15 protein-coding genes and 1 pseudogene are annotated in these 16,239 nt (G+C 53.3%); 8 read left to right on the top strand and 8 right to left on the bottom strand.

The features are described 5' to 3' along the window. Positions 1 to 26: 26 nt before the first annotated feature. The 3 genes from WFP70_RS02165 to selD are packed head-to-tail and all read right to left on the bottom strand — an operon-like array spanning position 27 to position 3,311. Positions 27 to 281, bottom strand: coding sequence for a YnjH family protein (locus WFP70_RS02165; RefSeq protein ID WP_236699723.1), 255 nt, complete (start codon positions 279 to 281; stop codon positions 27 to 29). A gap of 41 nt (positions 282 to 322) precedes the next feature. Then, positions 323 to 2,245 carry a DNA topoisomerase III gene (locus tag WFP70_RS02160; RefSeq protein WP_337022450.1) on the bottom strand — a complete coding sequence of 641 codons (1,923 nt, stop codon included), beginning with the start codon at positions 2,243 to 2,245 and terminating at the stop codon, positions 323 to 325. 22 nt (positions 2,246 to 2,267) lie between these two features. Further along, entirely contained in the window at positions 2,268 to 3,311 is a 1,044-nt protein-coding gene (gene selD, locus WFP70_RS02155; protein WP_337022449.1) for a selenide, water dikinase SelD, read from the bottom strand. 90 nt (positions 3,312 to 3,401) lie between these two features. Between selD and WFP70_RS26760 the strand changes: the two are divergent. Further along, positions 3,402 to 3,455, top strand: a pseudogene (locus tag WFP70_RS26760) (hypothetical protein); the annotation flags it as partial. A 9-nt stretch (positions 3,456 to 3,464) separates the two neighbouring features. On the opposite strand, the gene WFP70_RS02150 reads toward WFP70_RS26760, so the two are convergent. Then, a complete protein-coding gene (locus WFP70_RS02150; RefSeq protein WP_034828801.1) occupies positions 3,465 to 4,016 on the bottom strand; it encodes an NAD(P)H nitroreductase in 552 nt (183 codons plus the stop codon). Between the two features lie 169 nt (positions 4,017 to 4,185). Between WFP70_RS02150 and sppA the strand changes: the two genes are divergently transcribed. The 3 genes from sppA to pncA all read left to right on the top strand — a co-directional run bounded on the left by sppA (position 4,186) and on the right by pncA (position 7,769). Further along, the gene (sppA, locus tag WFP70_RS02145) at positions 4,186 to 6,045 is read left to right on the top strand and encodes a signal peptide peptidase SppA (RefSeq protein WP_034828799.1); all 1,860 of its coding nucleotides are present in this window, start codon (positions 4,186 to 4,188) and stop codon (positions 6,043 to 6,045) included. An 85-nt stretch (positions 6,046 to 6,130) separates the two neighbouring features. Continuing rightward, positions 6,131 to 7,144, top strand: coding sequence for an asparaginase (gene ansA, locus WFP70_RS02140; RefSeq protein ID WP_034828797.1), 1,014 nt, complete (start codon positions 6,131 to 6,133; stop codon positions 7,142 to 7,144). 16 nt (positions 7,145 to 7,160) lie between these two features. After that, a complete protein-coding gene (gene pncA / locus WFP70_RS02135) occupies positions 7,161 to 7,769 on the top strand; it encodes a bifunctional nicotinamidase/pyrazinamidase (RefSeq protein WP_034828795.1) in 609 nt (202 codons plus the stop codon). Positions 7,770 to 7,804: 35 nt separating this feature from the next. On the opposite strand, the gene WFP70_RS02130 is transcribed toward pncA, so the two are convergent. Both WFP70_RS02130 and msrB read right to left on the bottom strand, forming a co-directional pair. After that, positions 7,805 to 8,086 (bottom strand): YeaC family protein, encoded by a 282-nt coding sequence (locus WFP70_RS02130; RefSeq protein WP_160833623.1) that lies wholly within the window; start codon positions 8,084 to 8,086, stop codon positions 7,805 to 7,807. 2 nt (positions 8,087 to 8,088) lie between these two features. After that, the gene (gene msrB, locus WFP70_RS02125) at positions 8,089 to 8,499 is read right to left on the bottom strand and encodes a peptide-methionine (R)-S-oxide reductase MsrB (RefSeq protein WP_034828790.1); all 411 of its coding nucleotides are present in this window, start codon (positions 8,497 to 8,499) and stop codon (positions 8,089 to 8,091) included. Between the two features lie 338 nt (positions 8,500 to 8,837). On the opposite strand from msrB, the gene gapA reads away from it, so the two are divergent. Together gapA and WFP70_RS02115 are read left to right on the top strand one after the other, a co-directional pair. Beyond that, positions 8,838 to 9,836, top strand: a complete 999-nt coding sequence (gene gapA, locus WFP70_RS02120; RefSeq protein ID WP_034828788.1) for a glyceraldehyde-3-phosphate dehydrogenase — start codon at positions 8,838 to 8,840, stop codon at positions 9,834 to 9,836. Between the two features lie 74 nt (positions 9,837 to 9,910). Then, positions 9,911 to 10,786, top strand: a complete 876-nt coding sequence (locus tag WFP70_RS02115) for a D-hexose-6-phosphate mutarotase (protein WP_337022448.1) — start codon at positions 9,911 to 9,913, stop codon at positions 10,784 to 10,786. A gap of 21 nt (positions 10,787 to 10,807) precedes the next feature. Here the strand turns inward: WFP70_RS02115 and WFP70_RS02110 are convergent, their stop codons facing one another. Then, positions 10,808 to 11,656, bottom strand: coding sequence for an aldo/keto reductase (locus WFP70_RS02110; RefSeq protein ID WP_097116973.1), 849 nt, complete (start codon positions 11,654 to 11,656; stop codon positions 10,808 to 10,810). Between the two features lie 84 nt (positions 11,657 to 11,740). Next, a complete protein-coding gene (locus tag WFP70_RS02105; protein WP_058959835.1) occupies positions 11,741 to 12,490 on the bottom strand; it encodes a MipA/OmpV family protein in 750 nt (249 codons plus the stop codon). 407 nt (positions 12,491 to 12,897) lie between these two features. Between WFP70_RS02105 and yeaG the strand changes: the two genes are divergently transcribed. Further along, the gene (gene yeaG / locus WFP70_RS02100) at positions 12,898 to 14,832 is read left to right on the top strand and encodes a protein kinase YeaG (protein WP_034828773.1); all 1,935 of its coding nucleotides are present in this window, start codon (positions 12,898 to 12,900) and stop codon (positions 14,830 to 14,832) included. Between the two features lie 91 nt (positions 14,833 to 14,923). Beyond that, complete coding sequence (locus WFP70_RS02095) at positions 14,924 to 16,201, top strand: YeaH/YhbH family protein (RefSeq protein ID WP_034828771.1); 1,278 nt, start codon at positions 14,924 to 14,926, stop codon at positions 16,199 to 16,201. The last annotated feature ends 38 nt before the right edge of the window (positions 16,202 to 16,239 follow it).

The following is a 16,239-nucleotide window of genomic DNA, read 5'->3' as shown; positions in this document are numbered from 1 at the left end:
GCGTGGCGTGAGAACGCCACGCACCTTTACTTGATGATTTTCCAGATAAGCGGGTTAGTGCCCATCACTTTCTCATCACGCCCACACTGCAGCAGCACGCCTTCCGCTTTCACGACCGCCCCTTCAGAGTAACTGCGATTCTCATAAGTGCAGCACTGCAGACAGTTGCTCTGCTGATTATTCTGTCCCTGTGTCCAGACTTCCGGTGGCATATCCACCACCACATCCGTATTGCCCGTGCGACTGTTTTCCGGCTGGCGGTTCGCCAGCGCCGAATTCATGCACAACAGCAGCCCGCTAAGCGCTAATAGGATATAACGCATCACTCTGTCTCCTTGGTTTTACGCCGGGTCGATTTCGGTTTTGCTTTACGTTTAGCGGCCGGTGCGGCAATGCCTCTAAATGATTGCAACGAGGGTCGCTGACGCGCTTCGCCAATTAACCCGATCAGCGTGGCAACCAGCGGCTGCATAAACTCATCGTAGCGGCAGGCCTTTTCACTGATACGTGTTAATGTCGATTCCCATTGAGCCGTCATATCTGGTCGGGCCGCCATTTCTGGTAACGCATGGATCAGCGCCCTGCCCGCGTCCGTAGAATGAATATAGCGGCCTTTCTTCACGAGGAATGTCCGGCGGAACAATAATTCAATAATGCCGGCTCGCGTCGCTTCCGTCCCTAAACCATCGGTCGCACGCAGCACTTTCTTTAATTCTTTATCCTGAACAAAGCGCGCGATGCCGGTCATGGCGGATAACAGGGTGGCATCGGTAAACGGGCGCGGCGGCTGCGTCTGCTTGGCAAGCACCTCACCGCGCTCACACAGCAGCTCATCGCCCTTTGCCACCACCGGTAAAGGCGTGCCATCGTTCTCTTCATCGCGTTCTTTACTGCCGAGTAAGGCACGCCAGCCCGCTTCTGCCAGAAAACGCGCTTTGGCAACAAACTTGCCCCCGCCAATCTCGAGATCGATAACGCATTTGCGAAACACCGCGTCTGGGCAAAATTGCATCAGATACTGACGTGCCACCAGGCCGTAAATATTGGCTTCATTCTCCGTGAGGTTCACTTTACTGGCGCGGGCGGTAGGGATGATCGCGTGGTGCGCATCCACCTTTTTATCATCCCAGCAGCGGTTTTTCTGATCAGGGTTAAAATCCGTAGGCGGTGTCAGATTGGGTTGGTGCGCCTGTATCGCATTCAGCACCGCATGCCGTCCGGCAAAATGTTCATCCGGCAAATAACGGCTGTCTGAACGCGGATAGGTAATCAACTTATGGGTTTCATACAGACGCTGGCAGCAGTCCAGTACGTTTTGCGCACTCAGGCCGAAACGCTTTGCCGCCTCGATCTGCAGGCTGGAGAGCGAAAACGGCAATGGTGCGGTGTCAGATTCCCGTTTGTCGTTATAGCCTGTCACTATCGCCGGCTTACCGTTGATGCGCTCTAAGACATGATCGGCCAGCGAACGGTGTAACAGGCGACCTTCATCATCCTGCCAGGGTTCGCAGGCGTCGCTGGGTATCCAGCTGGCAACAAAACGCTCATCCTTCGGCGTCACAATGTGCGCTTTCACTTCGAAGTAATCTTTCGGAATGAAGTTTTCGATCTCTTCATCGCGACGCACCACCAGGCCGAGCACCGGCGTTTGTACGCGTCCGACCGACAGCACGCCATCATAACCGGCATTGCGGCCTAATAGCGTCCAGGCACGGGTCATATTGATGCCGTAGAGCCAATCTGCGCGGGCGCGGGCCAATGCGGAGACGCACAGCGGGATAAACTCGCGATTCTCACGTAAACGGCTGACTGCTCGCTCCACGGCGGAGGGGTTGAGATCGTTAATGAGACAGCGCTGCACTTTCTGCCGCTTTTCCGGCGCGAGTTGCAGGTAGTCCAGCACTTCATCCACCAACAGCTGACCTTCTCGATCCGGGTCACCGGCGTGCACCACTTCACTCGCCTGTTGCAGCAAACCCTCAATCACTTTGAGTTGCTTAGCCACCGACGGACGTGGCTGTAAACGCCACTTTTCCGGAATGATCGGCAAGTCGGCAAGATTCCAGCGCGCATAGCGGCTGTCATAGCTGTCCGGCTGCGCCTGTTCCAGCAAATGTCCGACACACCAGGTGACCATCTGATCGTTGCCACAGGCAATAAAACCGTCACCGCGGCGATGCGGCTTCGGCAGTACATCAGCAATGGCACGCGCCAGGCTGGGTTTTTCAGCAATAAACAAACGCATGTCTGGCGTCGTTCCTTCTACGTCAATTCACGACGGTAATTAATGGACAGGAAGGATCGGCAGCGAAGAGTTCACCCACCGCCGTCGTCTGCACGCCGGCCAATATTGCGCAGCGCTGGAAGGCTTCGACCTCGCTGGGTTGCACCGCCACCAGTAAACCACCCGAGGTTTGCGGATCGCACAGTAACGCGCGTGTTGCATCGTCCATCGCGGAAATCAGGGCGCCATAGCTGGCAAAATTGCGCTGAGTGCCGCCGGGCACGGCACCTTTGGCGATATACTCATCGACACCCGGTAAGCGCGGAACCTGTGTGGCGTGGATTTCCGCACGCAAACCTGATCCCTGGCAAATCTCACTCAGATGTCCCAGCAAGCCAAAACCGGTGACATCGGTCATGGCGCTGACGCCATCCAGTTTGGCGAACTCGGCACCGGCTTTATTCAACTGACACATCACCTCCGCCGCTAATGACTGGTGTTCTGGCAGCAGAAGGCCTTTTTTCTCGGCGGTGGTCAGGATGCCAATTCCCAGCGGCTTGGTGAGAAACAGCTGGCTTCCCACCTGCGCGGCGCTGTTCTTTTTCACCCGCGCCACATCAACAATTCCCGTGACGGCCAGGCCAAAAATCGGCTCCGGCGCATCGATCGAATGCCCACCCGCCAGCGCAATACCAGCAGCCTGACAGGCCGCACGACCGCCTTCAATGACCTGCTGAGCCACTTCCGGGCTCAGCACGTTGACCGGCCAACCCAGGATGGCAATCGCCATAATCGGTTTGCCGCCCATGGCATAAATATCACTGATAGCGTTGGTGGCGGCGATACGGCCAAAGGTATGGGGATCATCAACAATCGGCATGAAGAAGTCGGTAGTGCTGACTACCGCTGTGCCGTTGCCAAGATCGTATACGGCAGCATCGTCACGTGTTTCGTTGCCCACCAGCAACTGGGGGTCATGAAAAGGGGTCAGCTCACTATGAAGAATGGTTTCCAATACCTGCGGCGAAATTTTGCAGCCGCAGCCAGCTCCATGGCTGTATTGCGTCAGACGAAGAGGTTCACTCATGGCGGGTTCCTTATACGCTGAACAGAAGGCTGTATGTTAGCCTGGCTGTCAACCGGTGGTAAGTGTTGCGCGGTTTAAGCTCGATCTTTCGCACACGCGGTGTGCAATCTTTGCAACACGCCTCACCCTGCCGAAGAAACCCGCCGATGTCTGTCAGAAATAACTGACAAATTGCGCGGTGTCTGGTGCAACCACCGTGGTATTCGCTTTAAGCTGCGGCGTACCGAGATACAGGAATCCGACAATCGCATCCTGCTCGCGGCAACCAAAGGCTTCGCGCACTGAAGGATGGTCAGTCCATGGACCGCTGCGCCAGATACCGTTAAAGCCCTGCGCCACCGCGGCCATTTGCATCGCCATCACGGCACAACCTGCTGAAACCAACTGTTCCCAATGCGGGACTTTGGCATGCTCTTCACAGTGCGCCACAACAGTGATAATCATCGGCGCTCGAAACGGTGCGGTGGCGGATTTTTCAATCGCCTTTTCATCGAGGTTGCTGTCACGCGCCGCTTGTTCAAGCAATTTACCAAAACGCTCACGCCCTTCATTCTCTACAATGATAAAGCGCCACGGCTGCAACGTACCATGATCCGGTGCACGTAAGCCTGCGTGCAAAATGTTCTGCAAGACTTCGCCCGCTGGTGCCGGTTCTGCCAGACGCGAAGCCGAACGGCGGTTAATTAATAAATCCAGTGCATCCATCATTATTCTCCCGTGAATAAAAAGCGTGGGCTAATCCTGGCACAGCAAGATCTTTTGTAACAGTCTGGCGCGATTTCCTGCTGACATTTCGCACGCTGCTCTTTAGGATGAACCCGACATCGGGGCAGACCGCGTGGCGACTGCCCTGTTACGTGAATATGGAGAGTTTATGCGCACATTGTGGCGAATTATTGCTGGCCTGTTCCGCTGGAGCTGGCGGGTGTTGAATTTTATTCGGGAATTCATTCTTAATTTATTCCTCATCGTCTTAATCCTCGCCGGTGTCGGTATCTGGTTACAGCTTTCCAGCGCCAACAGCAGCGAACCGGTGCAACAGGGTGCACTCAAGGTGGATTTAAGCGGTGTATTAGTGGATAAACCTTCCGTCAGTAATCGCCTGAGTCGCATCAGCCGTGAGTTGCTGGGCGCGAGCAGCGATCGCCTGCAAGAGAATTCATTGTTCGACGTGGTGGATGCGGTTCGTCAGGCGAAAACTGACAAAAACATCACCGGGATCGTGCTTGATTTGCGTGATTTTGCTGGCGGCGATCAACCCTCATTACAATATCTGGGCAAATCGCTGCGTGAGTTCCGTGATGCGGGCAAACCGATATACGCCATTGGTGATAGCTATAGCCAGGCGCAATACTACATCGCCAGCTATGCCACCAAAATTTATCTGTCACCGCAGGGTACCGTTGATCTGCATGGCTTTGCTACCAATGGGTTGTATTACAAATCCCTGTTAGAGAAGCTCAAAGTCAATTCTCATGTGTTCCGTGTGGGCACCTACAAATCTGCCGTCGAGCCTTTCCTGCGTGACGATATGTCTCCGGAAGCACGTGATGCGGATAGTCGCTGGATCGGCCAGCTGTGGCAGAACTACCTGAACACCGTTTCCGCAAATCGCCAGATTACCCCGGATCAACTGTTCCCGGGAGCAGCCGGCGTCATCAGCGGATTGCAGGCTGTTGACGGCGATACCGCAAAATATGCGCTGAACAGTAAATTGGTTGATGTGCTGGATAGCCGTGCGGCTGCTGATCAGGAACTGGTGAAAACCTTTGGCTGGGATAAAGCCAATAACGATTATCGCAACGTCAGCATTTACGATTACACAGTGAAGCAGCCTCAGCAGGACCAGGATGGCAATATTGCGGTGATCTTCGCCAGCGGTGCGATTATGGACGGTGAGGAAACCGCCGGAAACGTGGGTGGCGATACCACCGCTTCGCAGATTCGCGATGCGCGTCTCGATCCGAAAATCAAAGCGATTGTACTGCGCGTCAACAGCCCAGGTGGCAGCGTGTCGGCATCGGAAGCGATTCGTGAAGAGTTAGCAGCAGCCCATGATGCCGGCAAGCCAGTGGTGGTCTCAATGGGCGGCATGGCGGCTTCAGGCGGCTACTGGATCTCGACGCCAGCAGACTACATTGTGGCCGCACCCAGCACCTTGACCGGTTCAATCGGTATTTTCGGCGTGATTAACACGGTTGAAAATAGCCTGAACAGTATTGGTGTGCACACGGATGGCGTGGCCACTTCTCCGCTGGCTGACGTTGCCACCACCAAAGCCCTGCCGACGGAAGTGCAGCAATTGATGCAACTGACCATCGAAAACGGCTATCGTAACTTTGTCGGACTGGTCGCGAAGTCGCGTCATAAAACGCCAGAACAGATCAATGATATCGCTCAGGGCCATGTCTGGACCGGCAGTGATGCTAAAGCCAATGGCCTGGTGGATGCGTTGGGTGATTTTGACGATGCCGTGGCGAAAGCGGCTGAGTTGGCAAAAGTCGCCAAGCCGCAGCTTAGCTGGTATCAGGACGACCCCGGCATGATTGACCTGCTGCTAAATCAGATGAATGCCTCTGCACAAGCGATGCTGCCAGCAGCACTGAAGGTGTGGCTGCCCGCGCCGATGCTGGACGTAATGAGTGCAGTGAAAGATCAGCCTGGCCTGATGAACAATCTTAATGATCCGCAAAATCGCTACGCCTTCTGCCTGAACTGCGGCAACGTACGCTAATCTTTACAGCCCGGCCGCTGGTCGGGCTGCTTTTCGCTGTTAATCCCCTTATACTGCGCGTTTTACGGCAAGTCTGAGTTCTTCCATGCAAAAGAAAAATATCTATGTAGCCTACACGGGCGGTACCATCGGTATGCAGCGCTCCGCGCACGGCTACATTCCGGTTTCCGGCCACCTGCAGCAGCAACTGGCCAACATGCCAGAGTTCCATCGGCCTGAGATGCCGAATTTCACCATCCACGAATATCAGCCTCTGATGGATTCGTCAGACATGACGCCATTGGATTGGCAATCGATTGCTGATGACATTAAACAGAATTACGACAGCTATGATGGTTTTGTCATTCTGCACGGCACCGACACCATGGCATTCACTGCCTCGGCGCTGTCATTCATGCTGGAAAACCTGGCGAAGCCGGTAATCGTAACCGGCTCGCAGATTCCACTGGCAGAATTGCGCTCAGATGGTCAGCAGAATTTACTCAATTCGTTGTACGTGGCCGCTAATTATCCGATCAATGAAGTGGCGTTGTTCTTTAACAACACGCTGTTCCGTGGCAATCGCACCACCAAAGCACATGCCGACGGCTTCAACGCCTTCGCTTCACCGAATCTCCCTCCTTTGCTGGAAGCCGGTATTCACATTCGTAAACTCAATACGCCGCCGGCGCCTCAGGGCCGTGGCGAGTTGATTGTGCATCCGATTACCCCACAACCGATTGGCGTGGTTACCATTTACCCCGGGATCTCTGCCGATGTGGTGCGTAACTTCCTGCGCCAGCCGGTGAAAGCACTGATTCTGCGCTCTTATGGTGTCGGTAACGCGCCGCAAAATGCAGAATTCCTGGCTGAACTCCAGCAGGCGAGCGAACGTGGGATTGTGGTGGTGAATCTGACGCAATGCATGTCCGGAAAAGTGAATATGGGGGGCTATGCCACCGGTAATGCGCTGGAGCATGCGGGGGTGATCAGCGGTTTTGACCTTACCGTTGAGGCTACATTAACAAAACTGCACTTTTTGTTGAGCCAAAACCTCACCAACCCGGAAATTCGTGCCAGAATGCAACAGAATTTACGCGGCGAACTGACCGACGACTGATACGGAGCGAGATGTAATGAAGCGGGCATTGATAATCATCGATATTCAGAACGATTTTTGCCCCGGCGGCCCAATGGCGGTGCGCGAAGGCGACCAAACGGTTGCCGTTGCCAATCGCTACGCACGCGAGTTCCGCGATCGGGGAGAATGTGTAGTGGCATTGCAAGACTGGCATCCGGCAGATCATGGCAGCTTCGCCTCCGTCTCTGGCGAACCAGTGTATACCCTGGGTGAATTGAACGGTCTGGCGCAGATTTGGTGGCCCGATCATGGAGTCGAGAACTCAGTGGGGGCGGACTTCCACCCAGAACTGGACCGCACACTGATTGATGCGGTGTTCCATAAGGGGGGCGACGCGGATGTGGACAGCTATAGTGCTTTCTTCGATAACGGCCATCGCCGCAAAACGGAGCTAGACAGTTGGCTGCGTGAACGCGACATCAGCGACCTGGTGATGCTGGGGCTCGCTACCGACTATTGCGTCAAATACAGCGTGCTGGATGCGCTGGAGCTGGGCTACAACGTTGAAGTGGTGAAAGAGGGTTGCCGCGGCGTCAACCTGAATCCTGATGATAGCGATATTGCTATCGAACAGATGCAAGCTCAGGGTGCAGTAATAATCTGAAAATGAGGGCTGGTGAAAACCAGCCCTTTTGCATTCTAGTGCAGGTTAATGCGCGTGATGTCCGGCTCGATACCAAACTCTTCCTTAAGCTGCTTTTTCGACTTCATCACCATCTCCCCACCTTTGCCAATGGTCATATGCTGCGGGTCGTCGTTGTGACGCGCCTGCCACAGCATCACCAGCTGCAGGCAATTATCGCGCTGCTCTTGCGTCAGCGCGACACCGTCCGGCCATTTACCGATTTCCACTGCGGTGGCGAGCCGCTCGTAGACTTCCGGCGTCATCGCCGCCAGCATGGCTTCCAGTTCTTGCTTCATGCTCAGCCCTCTTGTTGCTTGCCCTGCTCATCGGTAAAGCTCAATGAGGCAGAGTTAACGCAGTAACGCTCACCGGTAGGCTGCGGGCCATCCGGGAAGACGTGGCCGAGATGCGCATCGCAATTGCCACAGCGAATTTCCACGCGGTGCATGCCGTGGGAATCATCTTCCAGATAACGAATCGCTTCGTCGCTGTAAGGCTGGTAAAAGCTCGGCCAGCCGCAGCCTGAATCATATTTAGAGTCGGAGAGGAACAGCGGTGAATTGCACACTAAACAGTGGTAAATGCCTTCCTGCTTGTTGTGCAGTAGTGCGCCACTGAAAGGAGGTTCCGTGCCGCGATGCTGTGTGACATAGCGCTGCATCTCAGAGAGCTGCGCGATTTTTGCCTCGGGTGCGGTGTCTTTAGCCATTTTGAGTTCCGGAGTGTCATTCTGTAAAAATCGACTAGTATTCTAACAAACGAACAACATCATCATGGTCTTTTTTCGTGCGAACCCGTTCGCCACGACTGCCACAGCGCAAAATTGTGACGTCGATCACCCTTTGCAAAAGTCATCCCTTTTCGGTCGGTATTCGGCGTAACATAGGCGCGCAATAAGGGTGCTGCGTAAGCGATTGCGCAACCAATTATTCCTGGCGTTGGAATTGACCTGTCGCAACAATTGACACGATTCCGCTTGACGCCTGGTAAGGTTTTTGTAATTTTACAGCCAACCTTTTATTCACTAACAAATAGCTGGTGGAATATATGACTATCAAAGTAGGTATCAACGGTTTTGGCCGTATCGGTCGCATCGTTTTCCGTGCTGCACAGCAGCGTTCTGACATCGAAATCGTCGCGATCAACGACCTGCTCGACGCCGATTACATGGCTTACATGCTGAAGTATGACTCTACGCACGGTCGTTTCGACGGCACCGTAGAAGTGAAAGACGGCGCGCTGATTGTTAACGGTAAGAAAATCCGTGTTACCGCTGAGAAAGACCCGGCTAACCTGAAATGGGACGAAGTGGGTGTTGACGTTGTTGCAGAAGCAACCGGTATCTTCCTGACCGACGAAACCGCTCGCAAACACATTCAGGCTGGTGCGAAGAAAGTGGTTCTGACCGGTCCTTCTAAAGATGCGACCCCAATGTTCGTTCGTGGCGCTAACTTTGAAAAATATGCTGGCCAGGATATCGTTTCTAACGCATCTTGCACCACTAACTGCCTGGCACCACTGGCTAAAGTGATCAACGACCACTTCGGTATCGTTGAAGGTCTGATGACCACTGTTCACGCCACCACCGCTACGCAGAAAACCGTTGATGGCCCGTCTCACAAAGACTGGCGCGGCGGCCGCGGCGCAGCTCAGAACATCATCCCATCTTCTACCGGTGCTGCTAAAGCAGTGGGCGTGGTTCTGCCAGAGCTGAACGGTAAACTGACCGGTATGGCGTTCCGCGTTCCTACCCCGAACGTGTCTGTTGTTGACCTGACTGTACGTCTGGAAAAACCAGCCACTTACAAAGAAATCTGTGCCGTGATCAAAGCTGAATCTGAAGGCAAGATGAAAGGCGTTCTGGGCTACATCGAAGACGACGTTGTATCAACCGACTTCAATGGCGAAACCCTGACTTCAGTATTCGATGCTAAAGCCGGTATCGCACTGAACGACAACTTCGTGAAACTGGTTTCATGGTACGACAACGAAACTGGCTACTCACACAAAGTTCTGGATCTGATTGCACTGGTTGCTTCTAAGTAAGCGACTGGCGAAACAGACAAGGGGTGACTTCGGTCGCCCCTTTTTTTTCATTTGGAAGAAGAGAAGGTCTGACGATGCAAGATACGCTTTATAGTTTACCGGTGGTGAATCAGATCACCCCTTACCTGTCTCAGCGCCAGATGGGCGATTTGCCGATCGTGGTTGTGAGCCATCCTAAAGTTCGTGCGGCGATCGCGCTGCAAGGCGCGCATCTGCTCTCATGGCAGCCCAGCGGCCAGCAACCGGTGATCTGGTTGAGCGATAAGACGCCGTTTGCCGCAGGCAAAGCAATCCGTGGAGGCGTGCCGATTTGCTGGCCTTGGTTTGGTCCGGCAGGTGAACCGGCGCATGGTTTCGCCCGTAATCAACCCTGGACATTGACTGCACACGATGAGAACGAAGATGCCGTAATGCTGACGTTCACACTGGAAAGCAACGCGCAAACGAAGAAGCTGTGGCCGCATGATTTCACCCTGCTGGCCCGTTTCCGTATCGCCGAGCATTGTGAAATTGAGCTGGAAGCCTGGGGCGATTACGAAGCCACCGCAGCCTTGCACACCTACTTCCAGATCGCCGATATTGCTCAGGTGGAAGTGAGTGGCTTAGGAAATAGCTTTATCGACAAGGTGAACGCTAACACGGTAGGCAGTTCGGCTGATGGCAAGCAAACCTACCCTGACCGCGTCGATCGGATTCACACCGCAGCCGAAGATTGCAGTGTGATTCACGACATCGCAGGAAAACGTCAGATTGAAGTGTATCACCACTATCAAAGTGACGTTGTCACATGGAATCCAGGTCCAGAATTGTCCTGCAGCATGGCGGATATGCCTAATGAGGGTTACAAAACTATGGTCTGCGTGGAAACGGCTCGCATCAACAAGCCGATGAAAAGTGCCGGTGAATCCCCTGCTCGCCTCGGTACCACCCTGCGCGTGCGCAATAAGTAGGTTTGCGGCGCAGATGCGCCGCTATACCACGTCTAAGCCCGTTTTATGTTGCGGTGCTGGAAACGCCCGGTCAATGACCGCCAACTCTTCAACACTCAAATGCAGGTCTAACGCAGCCGCATTTTCAGCCACGTGTTGTTGGCTGCTGGCCTTGGGGATGGCGATCACGCCTGGCCGACGAATCACCCACGCGAGCAGCAATTGCGCCACGCTGATGCTCTTCTGTTGTGCAATTTGGTGCAAATGGGGATCTTCAAACAGTGACTGACGTAAACGTCCCGCCTGTGCCAGAGGGCAATACGCCATGATCGGCATATCACGCTGCTGGCATGCCGCTAACAAATCGTATTCGATTCCTCGTGATGCCAGGTGATACAACACCTGATTGGTAGCGCAGTTTTCACCGCCCGTCTCACTCCACAGTTCATGCAGATCGTCCGTGTCGAAATTGGATACGCCCCAATGCCGAATTTTTCCCTGCTGCTGTAATGTTTCCATGGCGCGAATGGTCTCTTCCAGTGGCACATTGCCACGCCAGTGCAGTAAATAAAGATCAAGATAATCGGTCTCTAAGCGCTGTAAGCTGCGCTCGCAGGCCTCTATCGCATCCACTTCCCCGGCATTCCACGGATAGACTTTTGACACCAGCCAGGCCTGATGGCGGCGTCCGCGTAGCGCTTCGCCCACCACCTCTTCCGCCCCGCCTTCGGCGTACATTTCTGCGGTATCAATCAGTCTCAGCCCCAGATCCAATCCAGCTTGTAACGCCGAGACTTCCTGACGACGCAGCGCTGCATTCTCCCCCATATACCAGGTTCCTTGCCCAATAGCGGGTAAAGTTGATTCTCCACGGAATTGAATCGTCTTCATTACGCCTCCTGATGCGCCATGATGGGGCGCGTTATTGGTGCAATGTAATAAAAACGCCTCATTACGAGGCGCCATGTAAAACCATTAGAAGCTGTAGCTGATGCCGGTCCAGAGAGTGAACTGACCACTTTTGTCCACCATCGGACTGTCTTTGATTTCGCTATCAAAGCGGGTGTAACGCCCGGACAAACTGGCATTCCAGCTATCGCTAATCTGGTAGCTGGCATTCATTTCCACATAAGGAGACCAGCTGTCGTCCGGTTGATATTCAGCAATACCTGTCCGCGCGCTTTCGTGCGAAGACACGCCATAGTAGTAGCGGTTTTGATTGGCGCTGTTCCACATTGCACCGATGCCTGGCGTCAGGCTGAACGCGCCAAAATCGAAGCGATACAGATAGGTAAGATCCCAGATGATGCCATTACTGTTGTTCAGCACATCGCCCAGCAGAGCGGTACGCACGATACCCCAATCGGCAACATGGCGATAGGTGGCACCTGCCATCAGAGTCATCCGGCGCTTATCCAGAGCCTTCATGTCACCCAGATCGTTATCCTTGGGATCATACTGTTGCGGTGAACCCAACAGGGTTAATGACAGTTGATCCTGCTGGTCTTTCCACAGGTAGTAGCCGCCCTGCAAGCTACGGAACCAGAAGTTTTCGCCTTCATAATTGATGACCGGGATGGGGATGTATCGGTCCTGTCCGCCGCGATAAGGTGACTGGGCATAAATAACCGAAGCCCCGAGAGATAAGGGTTCTGCATGAGTGCTGAACGCCGCAAAATAACAAGGAACAACACAAGCAAGCGCTTTAAGTTTGAATTGGTTCACAATTTAATCAGTCCATTAATATAACAATCACACGCAGAGTCTAACTAAATTTTCGCGCTGGGTTAACGTTAAATCAGGGATGTTTATCACCCATGCGGAATAGTCTGAAGCAGGTTGCAGTGGTAGACATGCAAACGGAATGCCTTAGTGCTTATGAGACTTTGTTATTGATATATCGCTAAATAAGGAGAAAAGTGGCTGCAGATTTTCTGAATGCCTTCTACAGTTAAAAGTAAGTCGAGACTTTTTGTACGAGCAGAGTAACCATAAGAATTGTGTATCCGGATAAAAAAACGTCAGGTTGGCATAAGGGTTGCTGTACTCAATAAAGAATATCTTCCGGGAGCTGCAAACGTATCTAATTTCGCTCCTTTACCTGTGCTAAAAACGAAAGGACGGGCATCGCTATGAATATATTCGATCACTATCGTCAGCGTTATGAAGCTGCCAAGGACGAAGAGTTCACACTGCAGGAATTTCTCGCTATCTGTAAGCAGGATCGCAGTGCATACGCCAACGCTGCAGAGCGACTATTGATGGCTATCGGTGAGCCGGTGATGGTTGACACGGCGCAGGAGCCACGCCTTTCCAGAATCTTCTCTAACCGCGTCATGGGACGCTATCCCGCCTTCGAAGAGTTTTATGGTATGGAGGAAGCGATTGAACAGATCGTCTCCTACCTGAAACACGCTGCGCAAGGCCTGGAAGAGAAGAAACAGATTCTCTACTTGCTGGGGCCGGTCGGTGGCGGTAAATCGTCACTTGCTGAGCGTTTGAAAGCCCTGATGCAACGCGTACCGATCTACGTGCTGAGCGCTGATGGCGAACGCAGCCCGGTCAACGATCATCCTCTGTGCCTGTTCAACCCACAGGAAGACGCCAACATTCTTGAGAAAGAGTATGGCGTGCCGCGGCGTTACCTGGGCACCATCATGTCGCCGTGGGCAGCAAAACGCCTGCATGACTTCGGCGGCGATATTACCCGCTTTAAAGTGGTCAAAGTCTGGCCTTCTATCCTGGAGCAAGTGGCCATCGCCAAAACGGAACCGGGTGATGAGAACAACCAGGATATCTCTGCATTGGTCGGTAAGGTGGATATCCGCAAACTGGAAAACCACGCGCAGAATGATCCCGACGCTTACGGTTACTCGGGCGCACTCTGCCGCGCGAACCAGGGCATCATGGAATTCGTCGAGATGTTTAAGGCACCGATTAAAGTGCTGCATCCATTGCTGACCGCCACTCAGGAAGGTAACTACAACGGTACTGAAGGGATCTCTGCCCTGCCGTTTAACGGCATCATTCTGGCGCACTCCAACGAGTCAGAATGGGTGACTTTCCGTAACAACAAGAACAACGAAGCGTTCCTGGACCGTGTTTACATCGTCAAAGTGCCTTACTGCCTGCGAGTGTCGGAAGAGATCAAAATCTACGACAAACTGCTTAATCACAGTGAGCTGACGACGGCGCCATGTGCACCAGGCACGCTGGAGACCTTAGCGCGCTTCTCTATCCTGTCGCGTTTGAAAGAGCCGGAAAACTCCAGCATCTATTCAAAAATGCGCGTCTATGATGGTGAAAGCCTGAAAGATACCGATCCAAAAGCGAAATCATGGCAGGAGTATCATGACTACGCTGGCGTGGATGAGGGCATGAACGGCCTTTCGACCCGCTTCGCGTTCAAGATTCTGTCGCGCGTGTTCAACTTTGACCATGCAGAAGTGGCGGCCAACCCGGTACATCTGTTCTACGTGCTGGAGCAACAAATTGAGCGCGAGCAGTTCCCGCAGGATCTGGCAGAGAAATACCTTGAGCACCTGAAAGGTTATCTGATTCCGAAATACGCGGAGTTTATCGGCAAAGAGATTCAGACCGCCTATCTGGAGTCTTATTCAGAATACGGCCAGAACATCTTCGACCGCTACGTAACCTACGCCGACTTCTGGATTCAGGATCAGGAATACCGTGATCCCGATACCGGACAGTTGTTTGATCGTGAATCACTGAACGCCGAGCTGGAAAAAATCGAGAAACCTGCCGGGATCAGTAACCCGAAAGATTTCCGTAACGAGATCGTCAACTTTGTGCTGCGTGCCCGGGCGCAAAATAGTGGACGTAATCCCAACTGGACCAGCTACGAAAAACTGCGCACGGTTATTGAGAAGAAAATGTTCTCCAATACCGAAGAGTTGCTGCCGGTGATTTCGTTTAATACCAAGACCTCAACGGACGAACAGAAAAAACACGATGATTTTGTCGATCGCATGATGGAGAAAGGCTATACGCGCAAGCAGGTACGCTTGCTGTGCGAATGGTATCTGCGCGTGCGTAAATCGTCTTAATCGTTACCTGTAAGCTACGCGGCGCCGCGACGCCGCAACAGGAGGCCGGAGTGGTTCCGGCCTGGCTTGCACTGTAGTTTGGGGGATATGTATGGCCTATTTTATCGATCGGCGTCTGAACGGTAAAAACAAGAGCGCGGTCAATCGGCAGCGTTTCCTGCGCCGTTACAAGTCGCAAATCAAGCAGTCGATCTCCGAGGCCATCAACAAGCGGTCGGTCACCGACGTGGAGAGCGGCGAATCTGTCTCGATTCCTATCGATGACATCAATGAGCCCATTTTCCATCAGGGACGCGGCGGCAGTCGCCATCGCGTGCATCCGGGGAACGATCATTTCGTCCAGAACGACCGCATTGAGCGCCCACAAGGGGGCGGTGGTGGCGGTGGCAGCGGTCAGGGCAACGCCAGTCAGGACGGTGAAGGTCAGGATGAGTTTGTCTTCCAGATATCGAAAGATGAATATCTTGATTTGCTGTTTGAAGATCTTGCCCTGCCAAATCTGCGTAAAAATCAGCATCGACAATTGAACGAATATAAAACGCACCGCGCGGGCTTTACCTCAAATGGGGTACCGGCCAACATCAGTGTGGTGCGTTCGCTACAAAATTCACTGGCGCGTCGTACTGCCATGACCGCCGGTAAACGCCGTATGCTGCACGAACTGGAAGCCACGCTGACGGAAGTGGAGAACAGTGAACCGGCTCAGTTGCTGGAAGAGGAGCGGCTGCGCAAAGAGATTGCCGAACTGCGGGCACGCATTGAACGCGTACCCTTTATTGATACCTTCGACTTACGCTACAAAAACTTTGAGAAGCGCCCTGAGCCTTCCAGCCAGGCGGTGATGTTCTGCCTGATGGATGTGTCCGGTTCCATGGATCAAGCCACGAAAGACATGGCGAAGCGTTTTTATATTCTGCTCTATCTGTTCCTGAGCCGGACCTATAAAAATGTGGAGGTGGTGTATATCCGTCACCATACGCAGGCGAAAGAAGTCGATGAGCAGGAGTTCTTCTACTCGCAGGAAACCGGCGGCACCATTGTGTCTAGCGCATTGAAGTTAATGGATGAAGTGGTTAAAGAGCGCTATGACCCTGCGCAGTGGAATATTTATGCGGCACAAGCCTCTGATGGTGACAACTGGGCGGATGACTCTCCGTTATGTCATGAGATTCTGGCCAAACATATTTTGCCGGTTGTACGTTATTACAGCTACATCGAAATCACGCGCCGTGCGCACCAGACGCTGTGGCGTGAGTATGAACATCTGCAAGCCATGTTTGATAACTTCGCGATTCAGCACATCCGCGAGCCAGAAGACATTTACCCGGTATTTAGAGAACTTTTCCACAAACAGGTGGCAGAAGCCTGAACATCAAGCCGGTCATTGACCGGCTTTTTCTTTTCCGC

Origin of the sequence: Pantoea sp. USMM079 (assembly GCF_037153115.1) — a bacterium.
GTDB classification, from domain to species: domain Bacteria; phylum Pseudomonadota; class Gammaproteobacteria; order Enterobacterales; family Enterobacteriaceae; genus Pantoea; species Pantoea communis.
Note: the sequence above shows the minus strand (reverse complement) of the source record. Positions and strands in the feature narration are given on the sequence as shown.